This is a genomic window from Streptococcus oralis subsp. oralis, from assembly GCF_002096595.1.
Taxonomy (GTDB): Bacteria; Bacillota; Bacilli; order Lactobacillales; family Streptococcaceae; genus Streptococcus; species Streptococcus oralis_D.
In genome coordinates this window covers 632762-650246 of sequence record NZ_NCUR01000010.1, presented here as the reverse complement: position 1 = coordinate 650246, position 17485 = coordinate 632762, and the positions used below count along the sequence as shown (strand labels likewise).

Annotated in this window: 16 protein-coding genes; 12 read left to right on the top strand and 4 right to left on the bottom strand. The window is 41.1% G+C overall.

The window, feature by feature from the left end:
* Window positions 1-20: 20 nt before the first annotated feature.
* From B7714_RS07595 to metK, 4 genes are all read left to right on the top strand, one after another.
* Window positions 21-836: an endonuclease/exonuclease/phosphatase family protein gene (locus tag B7714_RS07595; protein WP_084860137.1), complete on the top strand. Its 816-nt coding sequence runs from the start codon at window positions 21-23 to the stop codon at window positions 834-836.
* A gap of 131 nt (window positions 837-967) precedes the next feature.
* Window positions 968-2311, top strand: a complete 1344-nt coding sequence (locus B7714_RS07590) for a DEAD/DEAH box helicase (protein ID WP_002874391.1) — start codon at window positions 968-970, stop codon at window positions 2309-2311.
* Between the two features lie 241 nt (window positions 2312-2552).
* A complete protein-coding gene (locus B7714_RS07585) occupies window positions 2553-3932 on the top strand; it encodes a VWA domain-containing protein (RefSeq protein WP_000361432.1) in 1380 nt (459 codons plus the stop codon).
* A 449-nt stretch (window positions 3933-4381) separates the two neighbouring features.
* Window positions 4382-5572 carry a methionine adenosyltransferase gene (gene metK, locus B7714_RS07575; protein WP_049478868.1) on the top strand — a complete coding sequence of 397 codons (1191 nt, stop codon included), beginning with the start codon at window positions 4382-4384 and terminating at the stop codon, window positions 5570-5572.
* Window positions 5573-5642: 70 nt separating this feature from the next.
* Here metK and B7714_RS07570 read toward each other — a convergent pair whose 3' ends face one another.
* The 4 genes from B7714_RS07570 to B7714_RS07555 all read right to left on the bottom strand — a co-directional run bounded on the left by B7714_RS07570 (window position 5643) and on the right by B7714_RS07555 (window position 9310).
* Complete coding sequence (locus tag B7714_RS07570; RefSeq protein ID WP_000767205.1) at window positions 5643-5942, bottom strand: DUF1827 family protein; 300 nt, start codon at window positions 5940-5942, stop codon at window positions 5643-5645.
* Between the two features lie 58 nt (window positions 5943-6000).
* A complete protein-coding gene (locus B7714_RS07565) occupies window positions 6001-6453 on the bottom strand; it encodes an NUDIX hydrolase (RefSeq protein ID WP_049478869.1) in 453 nt (150 codons plus the stop codon).
* Between the two features lie 130 nt (window positions 6454-6583).
* The gene (locus tag B7714_RS07560) at window positions 6584-8842 is read right to left on the bottom strand and encodes an ATP-dependent Clp protease ATP-binding subunit (protein ID WP_049478870.1); all 2259 of its coding nucleotides are present in this window, start codon (window positions 8840-8842) and stop codon (window positions 6584-6586) included.
* 237 nt (window positions 8843-9079) lie between these two features.
* The gene (locus tag B7714_RS07555) at window positions 9080-9310 is read right to left on the bottom strand and encodes a DUF1797 family protein (RefSeq protein WP_000443577.1); all 231 of its coding nucleotides are present in this window, start codon (window positions 9308-9310) and stop codon (window positions 9080-9082) included.
* Window positions 9311-9501: 191 nt separating this feature from the next.
* Here B7714_RS07555 and B7714_RS07550 point away from each other — a divergent pair, with 191 nt between their 5' ends.
* The 8 genes from B7714_RS07550 to B7714_RS07515 all read left to right on the top strand — a co-directional run bounded on the left by B7714_RS07550 (window position 9502) and on the right by B7714_RS07515 (window position 17485).
* The gene (locus tag B7714_RS07550) at window positions 9502-10185 is read left to right on the top strand and encodes an amino acid ABC transporter permease (protein WP_001011622.1); all 684 of its coding nucleotides are present in this window, start codon (window positions 9502-9504) and stop codon (window positions 10183-10185) included.
* Window positions 10185-10919, top strand: a complete 735-nt coding sequence (locus B7714_RS07545; RefSeq protein ID WP_084860136.1) for an amino acid ABC transporter ATP-binding protein — start codon at window positions 10185-10187, stop codon at window positions 10917-10919. The genes B7714_RS07550 and B7714_RS07545 overlap by 1 nt, the downstream gene beginning before the upstream one ends.
* 33 nt (window positions 10920-10952) lie before the next feature.
* Complete coding sequence (locus B7714_RS07540; protein WP_084860135.1) at window positions 10953-11273, top strand: TfoX/Sxy family protein; 321 nt, start codon at window positions 10953-10955, stop codon at window positions 11271-11273.
* A gap of 148 nt (window positions 11274-11421) precedes the next feature.
* Entirely contained in the window at window positions 11422-12279 is an 858-nt protein-coding gene (locus B7714_RS07535; protein WP_084860134.1) for a bifunctional methylenetetrahydrofolate dehydrogenase/methenyltetrahydrofolate cyclohydrolase, read from the top strand.
* Between the two features lie 4 nt (window positions 12280-12283).
* Window positions 12284-13057: an HAD hydrolase family protein gene (locus B7714_RS07530; protein ID WP_084860133.1), complete on the top strand. Its 774-nt coding sequence runs from the start codon at window positions 12284-12286 to the stop codon at window positions 13055-13057.
* 52 nt (window positions 13058-13109) lie between these two features.
* A complete protein-coding gene (locus tag B7714_RS07525; RefSeq protein ID WP_084860132.1) occupies window positions 13110-13931 on the top strand; it encodes a phosphate ABC transporter ATPase in 822 nt (273 codons plus the stop codon).
* 13 nt (window positions 13932-13944) lie between these two features.
* A complete protein-coding gene (locus B7714_RS07520) occupies window positions 13945-14796 on the top strand; it encodes an NAD(P)H-hydrate dehydratase (protein WP_000863001.1) in 852 nt (283 codons plus the stop codon).
* A gap of 199 nt (window positions 14797-14995) precedes the next feature.
* Window positions 14996-17485, top strand: coding sequence for a bifunctional DnaQ family exonuclease/ATP-dependent helicase (locus B7714_RS07515; protein WP_164497049.1), 2490 nt, complete (start codon window positions 14996-14998; stop codon window positions 17483-17485).

Genomic DNA, 17485 nt, shown 5'->3' with positions numbered 1-17485 from the left:
TCTTGTTTTAGGAGAAAAGCATGAAATTTCTAACACTCAATACTCACAGTTGGATGGAGAAGGAAGCAGAGGAAAAATTCCAAATCTTACTCCAAGACATTCTCGAGAAGGACTATGATTTGATTTGTTTCCAAGAAATTAATCAAGAAATGACCTCGCCTGAGGTAGAGGTTAATAATCACTATCAAGCTTTACCATCAGCAGAACCCATTCATCAGGATCACTATGTCCAACTCCTGGTTGAAAAATTGGCTGAGAAAGGTAAAAACTACTACTGGACTTGGGCTTACAATCATATTGGCTATGACCGCTACCATGAAGGTGTAGCTATCTTATCCAAAACACCTATTAAGGCGCGTGAGATTTTAGTATCAGATGTAGATGATCCAACGGACTACCATACTCGTCGCGTTGCCTTGGTTGAGACAGAAGTTGAAGGCAAGGAACTTGCTCTTGCAAGCGTTCATCTCTCTTGGTGGGATAAAGGTTTCCAAGAAGAGTGGGCACGGTTTGAGGCTGTACTAAAAGAGTTGAATAAACCTCTGATTTTAGCAGGTGATTTTAATAATCCAGCTGGTCAGGAAGGCTATCAAGCGATTTTAGCTAGTCCATTAGGATTACAAGACGCGTTTGAAGTTGCAAAAGAAAGAAGTGGTAGCTATACCGTTCCACCAGAAATTGATGGTTGGAAAGGCAACACTGAACCACTACGAATCGACTACGTCTTTACGACTAAAGAGTTAGAAGTAGAGAGTTTACAAGTAGTTTTTGATGGACAAAATAGTCCACAAGTCAGTGATCATTATGGTTTGAATGCTGTATTGACCTGGAAATAATGAAAGAGGTTGGAATCAGAGGTTCCAACCTTTTAAGCTACTTGAATCTTTACTACAGAACTGAGACTCAAATGGGACTACTGCAATAGGACAAAATATGGTATAATTGAAAGGATAGAATCGAGGATAGTATGTCATTTAAGAAATTTCAATTTAAAAATTATATAGCAGAAGCCTTGGAGGAGTTGAAATTCTCAACTCCAACAGAGGTACAAGAAAAATTAATCCCTATTGTACTGGCAGGTCGTGATTTGGTGGGCGAGTCAAAAACAGGTTCAGGAAAGACTCATACTTTCTTGTTACCGATTTTCCAGCAATTAGATGAAACTAGCGATAGTGTGCAAGCAGTCATCACTGCACCAAGTCGTGAGTTGGCCACTCAAATCTACCAAGCAGCTCGTCAGATTGCAGCTCACTCAGATGTCGAAGTTCGTGTGGTTAATTATGTGGGTGGTACGGATAAGGCACGTCAGATTGAAAAACTTGCCAGCAACCAACCACATATCGTTATCGGAACGCCAGGTCGCATCTATGACTTGGTCAAATCTGGTGATTTGGCTATTCACAAGGCTAAGACCTTTGTTGTCGATGAAGCCGATATGACCTTGGATATGGGATTCTTGGAAACAGTCGATAAGATTGCAGGTAGCCTTCCAAAAGACTTGCAATTCATGGTCTTTTCAGCAACTATTCCACAAAAATTACAACCGTTCTTGAAAAAATACTTGTCAAATCCTGTCATGGAAAAAATCAAGACAAAAACAGTCATCTCAGATACGATTGATAACTGGTTGATTTCGACCAAGGGACGAGATAAGAATGCTCAGATTTATGAGTTGACGCAAGCCATGCAACCATATCTAGCCATGATTTTTGTTAATACCAAAACGCGTGCAGATGAATTGCATACATACTTAACAGCTCAAGGTTTGAAGGTAGCTAAGATTCATGGGGATATTGCTCCTCGTGAACGCAAGCGGATCATGAATCAGGTGAAAAATCTGGATTTTGAGTACATTGTCGCAACGGACTTGGCAGCGCGTGGAATTGACATTGAAGGGGTCAGCCATGTTATCAATGATGCCATTCCGCAAGACTTGTCCTTCTTTGTTCACCGTGTTGGACGGACTGGGCGCAACGGACTGCCTGGTACAGCTATTACCCTTTACCAGCCAAGCGATGACTCGGATATCCGTGAGTTGGAGAAATTAGGAATCAAGTTTACTCCTAAGATGGTCAAAGACGGAGAGTTTCAAGATACCTATGACCGTGATCGTCGTGCCAACCGTGAAAAGAAGCAGGATAAGCTTGATATTGAAATGATTGGCTTGGTCAAAAAGAAAAAGAAAAAAGTCAAACCAGGCTATAAGAAGAAGATTCAATGGGCGGTGGATGAAAAACGCCGCAAAACCAAGCGTGCTGAAAATCGCGCACGTGGCCGTGCAGAGCGTAAAGCTAAACGCCAAACATTTTAAAAACTCAGTAGAATCAGGTGATTCTACTGAGTTTTTATTTCCGGAAATATTCAAAGGAGATAATAATTATATATTTTAAATAATTTGATTTATAAAACAGTAATTGCTTTAAAACCTTTTTTAGAGCAATATTTTATTGAAATCATAAGGAAAAAAATTGAAAACTATACAAAATTGTGTTATCATACTATAAAACAATCGGATTATATCATTTGATCCGTGAAAAGAAAAGGGGACTTCTATGGATAAATCATTTATGAAACAACAACGTTTTTCATTCCGTAAAATGAAAGTTGGGTTGGCTTCTGTAGCAATTTTGTTTGCTTTTGCTCAGGTCGGACAAGTGTCTGCAGATGAAACAACACAACCGGCATCTACTTCAGCTGAAACAGTAAAGAAAACCGAAGCAAATAAATCGGCAGTCGAAGCTGCTGTAGCAGAAATTAAAGCTGATGAGGCGAAACCAGTCGTTAACCAATCAGATGCAAAACCTGGAGAACTTGTTGATGTTTCTAAGAAGGTTTCACCTATTGACGTGAAAGAACGCCAAGAAGGTGATCAAAAGATTCATGAAGAAACTGCAACAGTTGAAGTCACAAAGACAGAAGTGGCACCTGTAAAAAGTGAAGAACTTCCTGCTCCAAAGACTGAAACAACTGAGAGTACAGTGAGTGGGAAAGATGAAGATGGAAATTCTTATACCCAATATGAACGTGTTGATAAAACAACTACAGTCGAAATCAAGAAAGCGACAAGAACGATTTCAAAATCTAACTCTGCCGATATCGTTTTTGTTGTTGACCGTTCAGCATCTATGTCTCGAACTATTGACACTGTCCGTAACAATATCAATGAGTTTGCAAGAAATCTTGCTAAAGATGGAGTAGCAGCACGTTTTGGATTAGCTACCTTTAGTGATGAAGTATATGGACGTATAGGTGGATTAGCAGATGAGGGTACAATTTTAACAAAATTTAATGAATCTTATTTTACCTCTGACCCAGCTGAGCTTGAAAAAGCCTTAGCAGGCATTAAGCTTGCACATGGTGGAGACTTCCCTGAAACATCTACACCTACTCTTACACAAATTGTTTCAACCTACGACTGGTCTAAGTCACCTAAAAATAAAAAGTTTGTCGTATTGTTGACAGATGCTCCAATGAAGGAGGATCCTTCAATTCCAACGATGGCGAATACTCTTGCGTCTTTGAAAGCCGCAAAAATCGAAAGAATTGTTGCAACTTCGACAGGGACCGATATTAGCTATAAAGATTTTGTATCTGAAGGTCGATTAATGAATATTAATCGTAACTTGGCTGATTCTTTAACTAAGGATGCAACTACATGGATTGTTGAAACTGTGACTGAAGGACACAATTACAAGGTAACGAAAGATAATTACCAATTTTACCTAGAACGTCGTACAACACTACCTGTTGCTCAGACAGGAAGTGCGACTCCAACTACCACAGTTCCAGTAGCTACAGCTTATAAAAAAGAAGTGGCGAAACTCCCTGATACAGGAAGTAATGATACAGCGAACTATGGTATTGTAGGACTTGGCCTCCTAATGGCTGGACTTGGCTTAACTGTAAGCAATAGAAAGTCTAAGGAACAGTAAGCCTAACTGGAAGATTGTTTGTAAGAACATTGTGATAAAAAAATAGGTAGTTTGTAAACAAAGTATGCAGATTAGCATAGGTATAATCTTCTGTATTATGGAGTACAAGCCGAATTTTTATGATGAGAAAAGAGCCGTAAGGTTCTTTTTTCGATTTCGAGAAAATACTGCAAAAAAAAGTAAAAAGTGGTATAATGATAAGGTTATATAGTCCCGATAAGATGGTAGAATTTTCTATCAGTACTTTGTAACTCGCAAAGAATGACGGCTCCAAAGTCGCTCGTCCTTCTACGGTTGCCGCTATAACGCGGTCACCCTATGCGCCTTACTAGCTTCAGAAATAAAAAAACATCGTTTTTATTTCTTTCGCGTCGTAACTCTTAGACTATAGAAATACCTATCAGTACTTTGTAACTCTATAACAATATTTTTTAAGGGGGGACATTTTTATGTCAGAACGTAAATTATTCACGTCTGAATCTGTATCTGAGGGGCATCCGGATAAGATTGCAGACCAAATTTCAGATGCGATTTTGGATGCTATTTTAGCTAAAGATCCTGAGGCGCACGTTGCTGCCGAGACAGCTGTATACACAGGTTCGGTCCATGTTTTTGGTGAAATTTCTACACATGCTTATGTAGATATTAACCGAGTGGTTCGTGATACCATTGCAGAGATTGGTTATACCAATACAGAGTATGGTTTTTCTGCAGAGACGGTGGGAGTTCATCCGTCACTTGTTGAGCAGTCACCAGATATCGCCCAAGGTGTTAACGAAGCCTTGGAGGTTCGTGGGAATGTAGATCAAGATCCGCTGGACTTGATTGGTGCTGGTGACCAAGGTCTTATGTTTGGGTTTGCAGTGGATGAGACAGAAGAACTCATGCCATTGCCAATCTCACTTAGTCACAAGTTGGTTCGTCGTTTGGCAGAACTTCGTAAGTCTGGTGAAATTAGCTATCTTCGTCCTGATGCCAAATCACAAGTAACAGTTGAGTATGATGAAAATGACCGTCCGGTACGTGTGGACACAGTCGTTATTTCAACTCAGCACGATCCAGAAGTTAGCAATGAACAAATTCACAATGATGTGATTAACAAGGTTATCAAAGAGGTGATCCCAGCTTCTTACTTGGATGAGCAAACCAAATTCTTCATCAATCCAACTGGTCGCTTTGTAATCGGTGGACCTCAAGGGGACTCAGGTTTGACTGGTCGTAAGATTATCGTGGATACCTATGGTGGCTACTCTCGTCATGGTGGTGGTGCCTTCTCTGGTAAGGATGCGACGAAAGTGGACCGTTCAGCCTCTTATGCAGCTCGCTACATTGCCAAGAACATCGTTGCAGCAGGTCTTGCTAAGAAGGCAGAAGTGCAATTGGCTTATGCTATCGGGGTGGCGCAACCTGTTTCTGTTCGTATCGATACTTTTGGTACAGGAACAGTAGCTGAAAGCAAGCTTGAAAAAGCAGCGCGTCAAATCTTTGACCTTCGCCCTGCAGGAATTATTCAAATGCTGGATCTCAAACGTCCAATTTACCGTCAAACAGCGGCTTATGGACACATGGGACGTACAGATATTGACCTTCCATGGGAACGTTTGGATAAGGTAGATGCATTAAAAGAAGCTGTGAAATAAAACTAAAAGATTGGTAGCTGTGCACTGCCAATCTTTTTTGCAAAAGAAAACCAGCTTTTGGCTGGTCTTCTTATTTTATAGGGATTGAAATCTCAATCAATTTATCTGAATAAAGCGTCTTGATATTGGCTTCATCAATGCTTCCTTTGTCGATTTTACGTTTTAAGAAGAAGTCTTGGATAGTTTCGATTTCAGGTTCACGAATAGCACGGTGTTTGTTGGAAATGAGGATTTCATAGTGAAGCGGGGCTTGCGTGAAAACTACATCTGTGTTTCCAGCAGAATAGACCTCGACAAGAGTTGCGTCTGTGCTTTCTAATTGGCTTTTAACAAGTTGCGAGTGTGAATTAGTCGTGTTGATAAGCTTCATAACAGTTCCTCCGATTTTCTAATTCTATTATAGCACTTTTTGGATAAAATCGTGTATTTTAGCCAATTCCATGCTGGATTTTCCAAGCTTCAATTCCCCATTTATGGCTACCACGTTTGAGTTTTTCAATTGCTTCATCAATAGGGAACCAAGCAATATGATTGAAATCTTCCAATGGTTTTTGTGCTTCTTTGAAAGAAATAGCTTCATAGAGATACGCTGGATTGTAGTAGTAGGTATCACGGTGGCGAGAGTAGAAATACTCATCAGCTTGTCCATAATAGGTTCCAATCTCAGCTGTAAAGCCAAGTTCTTCGATTAGTTCTCTCTTCAGTGCTTCTTGATGATCTTCGCCTGCTTCAATCTCTCCACCTGGCAAGAACCAAGCACCATTGGGAGCTTGAACTAAGACAATTTGTTTTTTCTCCGCATCCGGAATAACTGCGTACACACCATAGCGGGGCTGGTAGGTCACATTCTCTTTTTTATCACCATAAGTTGGGTTTGCCATTGCTTTTTCCTCATTCTCTAGTGTCTTTATTATTATCATAATGGACGAGGGGCAAGCTGTCAAGGTTTTACATTTATTTTAGTAAAAAAGGTGCAGAAAATGATAGACTTTCTGCACTTGTTATATAGATTTATTCTTCTATTTCAGAAGCAATCTCTTCTGTTTTCTCAGTTTTTTTGGCAGATTTGATTTGAATATTGCCATTGCTTGTCATAACTGCCTTGAGGTCTTTTTCACTTGGATTTTCAAGGTAGAAGTCTGTTATGGCATCCTCGATATGGTCTTGAATGGTACGGCGGAGTGGGCGTGCCCCCATTTTTGGATCATAACCTAAGTCAACCAACTTTTCCTTGACCTTGTCTGTCACATCGAGGTGGATATTGTTGCTAGAGAGGCGTTTATTGACATCCGCTAGCATGAGTTCGACGATTTGGAGAAGGTTGTCCTTGCTGAGAGGTTTAAATTCGATGATGCCGTCAAAACGGTTCATAAACTCTGGACTAAAGAAGTTACCGAGTTCACCGAGAACAGAGTTGGTACGTCCTTCACGAGCAGCTCCAAAACCAACGCTGGCTTCGGCCTTACCAGTACCCGCATTTGAGGTCATGATAATGATAGCATCCTTAAAGCTAACTGTGCGTCCTTGCCCATCAGTCAAACGACCATCGTCCAAGACTTGAAGGAACATGTGCATGACATCTGGGTGGGCTTTCTCGACCTCATCGAGAAGGATGAGTGAGTAAGGATTGCGACGAACTTTTTCCGTTAACTGACCAGCTTCATCATAGCCAACATAACCTGGAGGGGCACCGACTAATTTAGCCACACTGTGTTTTTCCATGTATTCACTCATATCAAAGCGAATCATGCTGTCAGCAGAGCCAAAGAGCTCAATGGCTAGTTGTTTAGAGAGTTCTGTCTTACCGACACCAGTTGGTCCGACAAAGAGGAAGCTTCCGATTGGCCGGTTAGGAGTTCCAAGTCCAACACGATTACGACGGATGGCTTTGGCAATCTTATCGACAGCTTCATCTTGACCTATAACATGGGCCTTGAGGTCGTCTGCTAGATGGATAAGCTGAGACTGTTCTTTTTCTTTGAGTTCTCCAACAGGGATATTGGTTTTCTGCTCAATGATATGTTCGATTGTTTTCTCGCTGATGATTGGAGTATCCTGATCGGTCACCTTGTTTTTCTGCATTTCCTTGTACTTGGCAATCTGATCGCGGAAATAAGCAGCCTTTTCAAAATCTTCCTCTCGTGTAGCTTGAGCCTTGAGATTTTCAGCCTCAATCAAGCGCTGATCAATCACTTTAGGATCAACAAAGTTCAGTGTCAGATTCATCTTAGAACCAGCTTCATCCAACAGGTCAATAGCCTTGTCTGGCAAGAAGCGGTCTTGGATATAGCGATTGGATAGATTTGCAGCAGCTTCTATAGCCGCATCAGTATACTTGACGTGATGGTAGTCTTCGTATTTCTTTTGAACCCCTTTGAGGATGATAATGGTTTCTTCAACAGTTGGTTCATCTACCTTGACGGGCTGCATACGACGCTCTAGGGCAGCATCTTTTTCAATGATGCGGTATTCATTGAGAGTAGTGGCTCCGACCATTTGCAATTCACCACGGGCAAGGGCTGGTTTGAGGATATTTCCTGCATCCATATTGCCATCGCCAGCAGATCCTGCACCAACAATTTCATGGATTTCATCGATAAAGAGGATGATGTCCTCACGTTTGCGGATTTCTTCCATGAGTTTTTGCATACGTTCTTCAAATTGGCCTCGAATCCCTGTTCCTTGGACTAGACTGACCACATCCAGACGGATGACCTGCTTGCCTTGAAGTTTATGGGGAACATCGCCATCGACAATCTTCTGAGCTAGACCTTCCACAACGGCTGTTTTACCAACACCCGGTTCTCCGATGAGGACAGGATTGTTCTTGGTTCGACGGTTGAGGATTTCGATAACGCGGATAATCTCCTCATCTCGACCGATAACAGGGTCAATATCTCCCCGACGAGCAATCTCAGTAATATTGATACCATATTCCTCTAGGAGTCCTTTTTCTTGGCTAGGAGGTGTTTGAAGCGGGCCTCGGTTTTGAGGTCCATAACCACCATTTCCTCCATATCCCCCACCAGATTGAGTTGGAGGGACGTTATTAGAAGAAGGTTTGAAATTGTTCAAATCATTGAAAAAGTCGCCGAAAGGATCAAAGTCATGATTATTTAAGTCAGTCATTCCTTTAAAGAGGGTATTATTTGGATCTGTTTTGATAATTTTATAGCAATTTTGACAGAGATCAATTTGCTTTTGCTGTCCATTGATATTGGTATACAGATGAATTGTTGAGTCGTTTATTTTACAGTTTTGACAGAGCATACATCTACCTCATTTCATTCTTATTCTTGGTCTAAGAAAAAGGTCAAGAATAGTCAAAGTTTTATACTCTCATTATAGCATGATTAAGGTGTAAAGCAAGTAAAAAGATTGGGAAGTGGTCGTTTTTAAAAGAGGGATTCATGGAGAATCCAGCGACATTGAAGGTAAGAAAAAATCCCATTTGTGGTGACAAAAAGGATTCTCATTTATCGGGCCTTACTGCCCGTTGTTTTTATATTAGTAAAGGAGTTCGTAGATCTCCATTGCAATCAAATCAATGCTATCAAAGGTATAAGTTTCACGAGCTTCTACATCGCGAAGGGTGAAGAGTGATCCATTTTCTTCGTCGTGGCTGTATGCAACTTCTGCGACAACAACACCTTCACGTTCAAAATTACGTTTTAGATTTCCACCATCTTTTGTCATTGCTTCTAGGCGGTTAATGATTCTAACCAAATGTGATTCCATTTTGATTCTCCTCCATTTCTTATCGTTTCTATTTTACCATAAACAAGAGGTAGTTGACTAGAAAAAAACTGTGATTTCTCTCTATTTCTCCATTCTATCAAGTTAATTGTTAAAATTAGGGAAAAAAGATTGAATTTTAATTCAATTCATGTTATAATCATACAATATAATACATAGAAAGTTGATTGAATATGAATTTTTCTTTTTTACCAAAGTATTTACCATATTTTAACTATGGTGCTCTGATTACCGTATTGATTTCTATCCTTGTTGTCTGCTTAGGGACCATTATAGGTGTGTTACTGGCCTTTGCCCAACGTTCACGCTTTAAACCGCTCGTTTGGTTTGCAAATGTGTATGTTTGGATCTTCCGTGGGACGCCGATGATGGTTCAAATAATGATTGCCTTTGCTCTTATGCATATCAATGCTCCGACTATCCAAGTGGGAATTTTAGGAGTTGATCTTTCTCGTTTGATTCCTGGTATTCTGATTATTTCTATGAATAGTGGAGCTTACGTTTCAGAAACTGTTCGTGCTGGGATCAATGCGGTTCCTAAAGGGCAGTTAGAGGCCGCATATTCTTTAGGTATTCGTCCGAAAAATGCCATGCGTTATGTCATTTTGCCACAAGCTATCAAAAATATTCTTCCAGCTCTGGGAAATGAATTTATCACCATTATCAAGGATAGTTCCCTCTTGTCTGCGATTGGGGTTATGGAGTTGTGGAATGGTGCAACGACAGTAGCAACAACAACTTATTTACCGCTGACTCCTCTTTTATTTGCAGCCTTTTACTATTTGATTATGACCTCTGTTTTGACAGTGGCGTTGAAAGCATTTGAAAAACATATTGGACAAGGAGACAAGAAATAATGACAGAAACCTTGATTAAAATTGAAGAACTACATAAGTCTTTTGGGAAAAATGAAGTTTTAAAAGGCATCAACCTTGAGATTAAACGTGGAGAAGTTGTGGTCATTATTGGTCCGTCAGGGAGCGGGAAATCAACTCTCCTTCGTTCGATGAATCTACTTGAAGAAGCAAGTAAAGGTAAGGTTATCTTTGAAGGAGTTGATATCACAGATAAGAAAAATGATCTTTTTGCTATGCGTGAAAAGATGGGCATGGTATTCCAACAATTCAACCTCTTTCCTAATATGACGGTTATGGAAAATATTACTTTGTCCCCGATCAAAACTAAAGGTGAAAGCAAGGAAGTTGCGGAGAAAAGAGCACAGGAACTGTTAGAAAAAGTTGGTTTGCCAGATAAGGCAACGGCCTATCCACAGAGTTTGTCAGGTGGTCAGCAACAACGGATTGCCATTGCACGTGGACTTGCTATGGAACCAGATGTTTTGCTCTTTGATGAGCCGACTTCAGCTCTAGACCCTGAGATGGTTGGAGAAGTCCTAGCTGTGATGCAAGACCTCGCTAAATCAGGGATGACTATGGTGATTGTGACGCATGAAATGGGCTTTGCGCGTGAGGTAGCAGACCGTGTTATCTTTATGGCAGATGGAGTTGTTGTCGAAGATGGAACGCCTGAGGAAATTTTCGATCAAACAAAAGAACAACGGACCAAGGAATTTTTGAGTAAGATTTTGTAAGACCTCATTTTTAGAAGAAATGGAGTAGGCATCATGGCTTCCAGTAAAGAATATTTAGATTTTGTTCTTGAACAGCTATCAGAGCTAGAGGAGATGAGTTATCGTCCAATGATGGGAGAGTATATCCTTTATTATCGTGGGAATATTATTGGGGGAATCTATGATAATCGTCTGTTACTGAAGCCTGTGAAGCTGGTCATGGATCAACTGGGACAGACTAGGTTTGAACGTCCTTATGAAGGAGCTAAGGAGATGATTTTACTAGACGACCTTGAAGATAAGTCATTTCTAGCGAAACTAATCAAGGATATGTATGAAGTCTTACCGGCTCCAAAAGTTAAAAAGAAAGCATGACAGATTTGCCTATATAAATAGGCGCTAAAAGCTCGACAAGAGCTTTTTCTTATAGTTTCAAACTATAAGCTCTATTAGTCAAGAAATGTTAGAATGACAAGGTATTTTTTGTTATAATAGGGGATATCTGATAGAAAAGAGAAGAGATATGGCACAGATTATTGATGGGAAGGCTCTTGCGGCTAAGTTACAAGGACAGTTGACTGAAAAGACGGCCAAACTAAAAGAAGAAACAGGTTTAGTTCCAGGCTTGGTGGTGATTTTGGTTGGAGATAATCCAGCCAGCCAAGTCTACGTCCGTAACAAGGAACGTTCAGCCCGGGCTGCTGGTTTCCGTAGTGAAGTAGTGCGAGTTCCAGAGACCATTACCCAAGCGGAATTGTTAGACTTGATTTCCAAATACAATCAAGATCCAGCTTGGCATGGGATTTTAGTCCAGTTACCTTTGCCAAAACATATTGACGAAGAGGCAGTTTTATTAGCCATTGACCCCGAAAAAGACGTGGATGGTTTCCATCCCCTAAACATGGGTCGCCTCTGGTCTGGTCATCCAGTTATGATTCCTTCAACACCTGCAGGAATTATGGAGATGTTTCATGAGTATGGGATTGACTTGGAAGGTAAAAATGCGGTTGTCATCGGTCGTTCAAATATTGTTGGAAAACCCATGGCTCAGCTTCTTTTGGCTAAAAATGCGACTGTGACCTTGACCCACTCACGCACCCATCATCTTGCCAAGGTGGCTGCTAAGGCAGATATTCTAGTGGTTGCTATCGGTCGCGCTAAGTTTGTGACTGCTGACTTTGTCAAACCAGGAGCGGTTGTCATTGACGTTGGGATGAACCGAGATGAAAATGGCAAGCTTTGTGGAGATGTTGATTATGATGCTGTTGCACCACTTGCCAGCCACATCACACCTGTACCGGGTGGAGTTGGCCCTATGACGATTACCATGCTAATGGAGCAAACCTATCAGGCAGCGCTTCGAACACTAAACAAGGACTAGGAAGATGAAATTCGTATTTGACCTGGATGGAACGCTATCTTTTGACTACATGACCATAGATGAGGAGATTCAGCAGGTTCTTTTAAAGGCTGAAGATTATGGGCATGAGCTTGTGTTTGCCTCAGCTCGCTCTTATCGGGATTGTTTGGGCTTGTTGGGTCCTGTACTCAGTCAGCGTTTGGTTATAGGTTTGAATGGTGGCGTAGCCTATTATCTGGGGAAAGCTATCTATGAAAGAAATCTCGATGCTAGAGTTTATCAGGCGCTAGTGGATTATTGCCAGACCTACAATCTCCCTTTCTTTGTGGACGATTGCTTTGACTATAGTGGTCAGATCGTGGAGAAGATTCCATTCATCTCCAGCGTGGATCCCCTAAGGGTAGCTCGTTATCAGAAACTTGAGGACTTGGGTACTCCGATTAAGGTAGTCGTTTATATGGGAGACCATGAGGATTTGCTTGATGACCTGCTAGGTCAGTTAGAAAGACTGGGGCAGGCTCATCTGTCCTATCATGCTCATGAAAAGTGCCTTTATGTTAACCCATTGGATACTCATAAGGCGACAACTGTTGAAAAGTTATGTGGGGAGAACTTCATTGCTTTTGGAAATGACCAAAATGATATTGAACTGTTTAAAACATCTCTCTACTCTGTCCAGATAGGAGATTTTGCTGGCCTTACTCCATATGCAGATGAAACGTTTGAGCTAAAAGGAGAACCTTCTCCAGCAGTGGCAGCTAAAATCTTACAGACCTTTGCGGAATTTAAGGGAAAATAGATAAAAGGAGGTCTGAACCTCCTTTTGTAGTATAATGGAGAGAGGTGATTAGATGATTTTAAAAATTTACAATGGAGAATATAGTTTGCAATGGGATGGAATATATCACTTAGCACTAATTGATTATCCAAATATTCAAGAGTGGGAATTAGAAAAAATTGCTAAATTTATAGCTTACGAAAAACTTCATAAACGTCAAACAAGTATCGAGTGTACTGATTCTTGTTTAAAAAAAGAAATTTTAGATTACCTCTGTCAGCATCCTTTTCTGCCACCATTTACCCCTACAGATAAAAGAGTAGCCTCGACTTATGATTTACATAAGAGGTTAGTGACTTCAGACTACTGTAGCCATACTACGACTGTAGATGCAGCGATTTCTATTCTTAAAACTGGTCAGCTCTTATCTGCTGTGAAAGCCTTTAGGCGAGATGCTGAGGAGTTGGTTTTGGATAGTCGAAATGCTGCATCTGATCCGATAGATTACTTTGACTATGTCATGTTAGGATGGTCAAATACAAGTTCTGGTTATCGATTGGCGATGGAGCGTTTATTAGGTCGAGCTCCTTCAGAGAAAGAATTACAAGATAAGTTTATTCCTGGAGTAAGTTTTCATTTTATCTATACAGGTTTGATTAAAGTTCCTGGTTATATTTTTGATGGTTACCATGTTGCAAAAATTAAGGATATGATTAATTTATTAAGTGAGTTGTATATTTGCATTATTCCAACTCATAATAAGTGCCACTTTGAAAATATTATTCCAAGTCGATTACTAGATAGGGTGTATTATCTTGACCATGATGGAGAAGACTTAGAAGAGTGGACTAAGAAAGTCTATCAAGTTGTTTTAAAACAATCAGATAAAGGATAGTTGAGGAAAAAAGATGAAAGTGATTGATCAAGCCTTACTAGAAAAAGTCATTATTGAACGTTCTCGTCACAGTCATAAGGGAGATTACGGTCGCCTGCTCTTGCTGGGAGGGACCTATCCTTATGGGGGAGCTATCATCATGTCAGCCATTGCAACTGTCAAAAGTGGTGCAGGATTGGTGACCGTTGGAACAGATAGGGAAAATATCCTTGCTCTACACAGTCATTTACCTGAGGCCATGGCATTTTCTCTTCAAGACCAGCAATTGTTAAAAGAGCAGTTGGAAAAGGCAGAAGTTGTCTTGTTAGGTCCGGGTTTGCGAGAGGATGCATTTGGAGAAGAACTCGTAAAACGAGTCTTTGACAGCCTTAGAAAAGACCAGATTTTGATTGCAGACGGCGGTGCTTTGGGCATCTTAGCAAACGGCCAGTTACCATTTCCTTCCAGTCAGCTCATCCTAACTCCCCACCAAAAGGAATGGGAAAGACTGTCTGGTATAGTTCTTGACCATCAAAATAAAGAGACGACTGCTAGGGCTCTTTCTACTTTTCCTCAAGGAACGATTCTAGTCGAGAAGGGTCCAGCAACTCGTATCTGGAAAGCTGGTCAGCCTGAATATTATCAGTTAGAGGTTGGAGGTCCCTATCAAGCGACTGGTGGGATGGGAGATACTCTGGCTGGGATGATTGCAGGTTTTGCAGGTCAGTTTCACCAAGTCAGTCTCTATCAGAGAGTGGTGACAGCAACTCACCTTCATTCAGCTATTGCGCAAGAACTAGCTCAAGAAAACTACCTTGTCTTGCCAACAGAAATTAGCAAGGCTCTTCCGAAAACAATGAAAAAAATATCTCAAAAAGGCAGCTAATATCTTGGTTGTCTTTTTATGTTGATGTAGCTTTGTTGATAAAGTTTTCAAATACCTCAGAACCAGCGACCAACTGCTGAACTTGCGTGAAATTCTCTCTTTTAAGGTCTTGATTTTTACTCAAACTCGCAAGGAAAGCGAGATTGTTATCAAAGTTGAGGGGTGTCAAATCATGCTTTTTTTGATATAATTTTTAATGATGAATGCAAGAAATGATCGGTATGTGGTCGTTGATTTAGAGGCGACCAGCACCGGAAGCAAGGCAAAAATTATTCAAGTAGGCATTGTGGTGATTGAGAATGGTGACATCATCGATCAGTATGCGACTGATGTCAATCCCCATGAACCCTTGGATTCTCATATCAAAGAATTAACGGGTCTGACCGATCAGCGTTTGGCTGCGGCACCAGAGTTTTCTCAGGTGGCTGGAAAAATTTTTGAATTGGTTAAGGACGGTATTTTTGTTGCGCACAATGTACAGTTTGATGCCAACCTTCTTGCGGAATTTCTCTTTTTTGAAGGATATGAATTGCGTACACCGCGGGTGGATACAGTTGAGCTAGCCCAAGTTCTGTATCCTCAGTTTGAAAAGTATAACTTAGGTATCCTTTGTCAAGAGTTGGGCATTGAGCTGGAACATGCCCATACTGCCCTGTCAGATGCTCAGGCGACAGCAGAACTCTTGCTTTACATGCGTCAAAAACTTTTTGAGCTACCTAAAGGGCTTTTAGAAAGCTTGTTAGACCTTGCAGACAACCTTCTCTATGAAAGTTATCTGGTGATTGAGGAGGTTTACCAGCAACAATCTCTCTTATCTTCGCCCGACTTGATGGAGCTTCATGGGCTTTTCCTCAAAAAGGAAAGCAAAGCCTTAGTCCCACGAAAGTTATCCAAAGACTTTGCTAAAAACATTTCTTTATTGGGGCTGGAGGAGCGTCCGCAACAGCTGGATTTTGCGGAGAAGATTGAGCACTTATTGGAAGAATACCAGACTTCTTTTATCCAAGCTCAAACGGGACTGGGCAAGACTTACGGCTATCTCCTTCCAGCTTTGAACTCGGAGAGTGAGGCTGGAATCCTAGTGAGCGTTCCGACCAAAATTCTTCAAAATCAGATCATGCAAGAAGAAGGTCAGCGCTTAAAAGAGGTTTTTCATATAGAGATTCATAGTCTCAAGGGTCCTCAAAATTATTTAAAACTGGATGCCTTTCACCGAGTTCTCCATCGATCTGAGTCCAATCGCCTTTTCACACGCTTTAAAATGCAACTGCTCATCTGGCTAACGGAGACAGAGACTGGTGATTTGGATGAAATCGGCCAACTTTATCGCTACCAGCACTTTCTGCCAGAACTAGTCCACGATGGCAAGCTTTCAAAGAAAAGTTTATTTGCCACAGAGGATTTTTGGAAACGAGGGCAGGAAAAGGCCAAGACCAGTCGCGTTCTCTTGACTAATCATGCCTATCTGGTCACACGTTTGGAAGACAATCCAGAGTTTATCGACAACCGTTTGGTGATCTTGGATGAAGCTCAAAAAATGCTGCTAGCCCTTGAAAATCTAGCCCAGCAGGCTTACCGCCTTGAGGAACTTGTAACTCAAATTGAAAAGTCCTTAGAGTCAGAGGAAGATTTGGTTCAGAAACGCTTGCTTGAGAGTATAGGTTTTGAATGTCGTTACTTGATGGAGCACTATCAGTCAGGTCTTAAGAATGGAAAGTGGTTGGATTCTCTCGAACACTTGCGCCAGCATTTTTCGGAGTTAGCTCTCCCAGAGTATCGAGAGCTTGCAAACTTTTTCACCTCGGACCGTGAATTTTGGCTTGCTACAGCAGAGAAATCGAGCAAGGATGTCTTGATTTGTTCAAGCAAAAAAGGCCGCTTTATACTAGCAGACCTATTGCCAGAAGATTGTAGACTTCTAGGAGTATCGGCCACTCTTGAAATCAGCAATCGGGTTTCCCTAGCAGATTTATTGGGCTTTTCAGAAGCTCCACTTGTTAGGCTTGATGTAGCAAAGCAGGAGCAACAAGAAGTCTTTCTAGTCAATGACTTTCCTCTTGTGACAGAAGTTTCGCCTTTTGACTATGCTAGTGAAGTGGCTTCTGTCATTCGAAGCTTACAAGCCTTTCAAGAACCCTTATTGGTCTTGTTTACCTCAAAAGAAATGTTGCTGGCAGTTTCGGACCTGCTCGACCAACCGCATCTAGCTCAGTATAAAAATGGGGAACCAAGCCAACTGAAAAAACGTTTTGAAAAGGGCGAACGCCAGATCTTGCTTGGAACAGGTAGTTTCTGGGAAGGGGTTGATTTTTCAACCCATCCTTGCGTGATTCAAGTGATTCCGAGATTGCCTTTCCAAAATCCCCAAGAGCCTTTAACCAAAAAATTAAACCAAGAACTGCGTCAAGAAGGGAAAAATCCTTTCTATGATTATCAGTTGCCGATGGCGATCATTCGGCTAAAACAAGCTCTGGGCCGTACTGTTAGAAGATCTGACCAAGGTTCGGTTGCTGTTATCTTAGATAGTCGTGTCGTTAGCAAGCGTTACGGCAAACAAATCGCTCAGGCCTTGTCAAAAGAAAGGGCTGTTCAGGTTCTTTCTAGAGAACAGCTAGAGCCTGCTGTAGCTGATTTTCTCCAATCTCGTTGCAATAGAATGAAAGAAAAATCCAAGAAAGAGAAAAGGTAA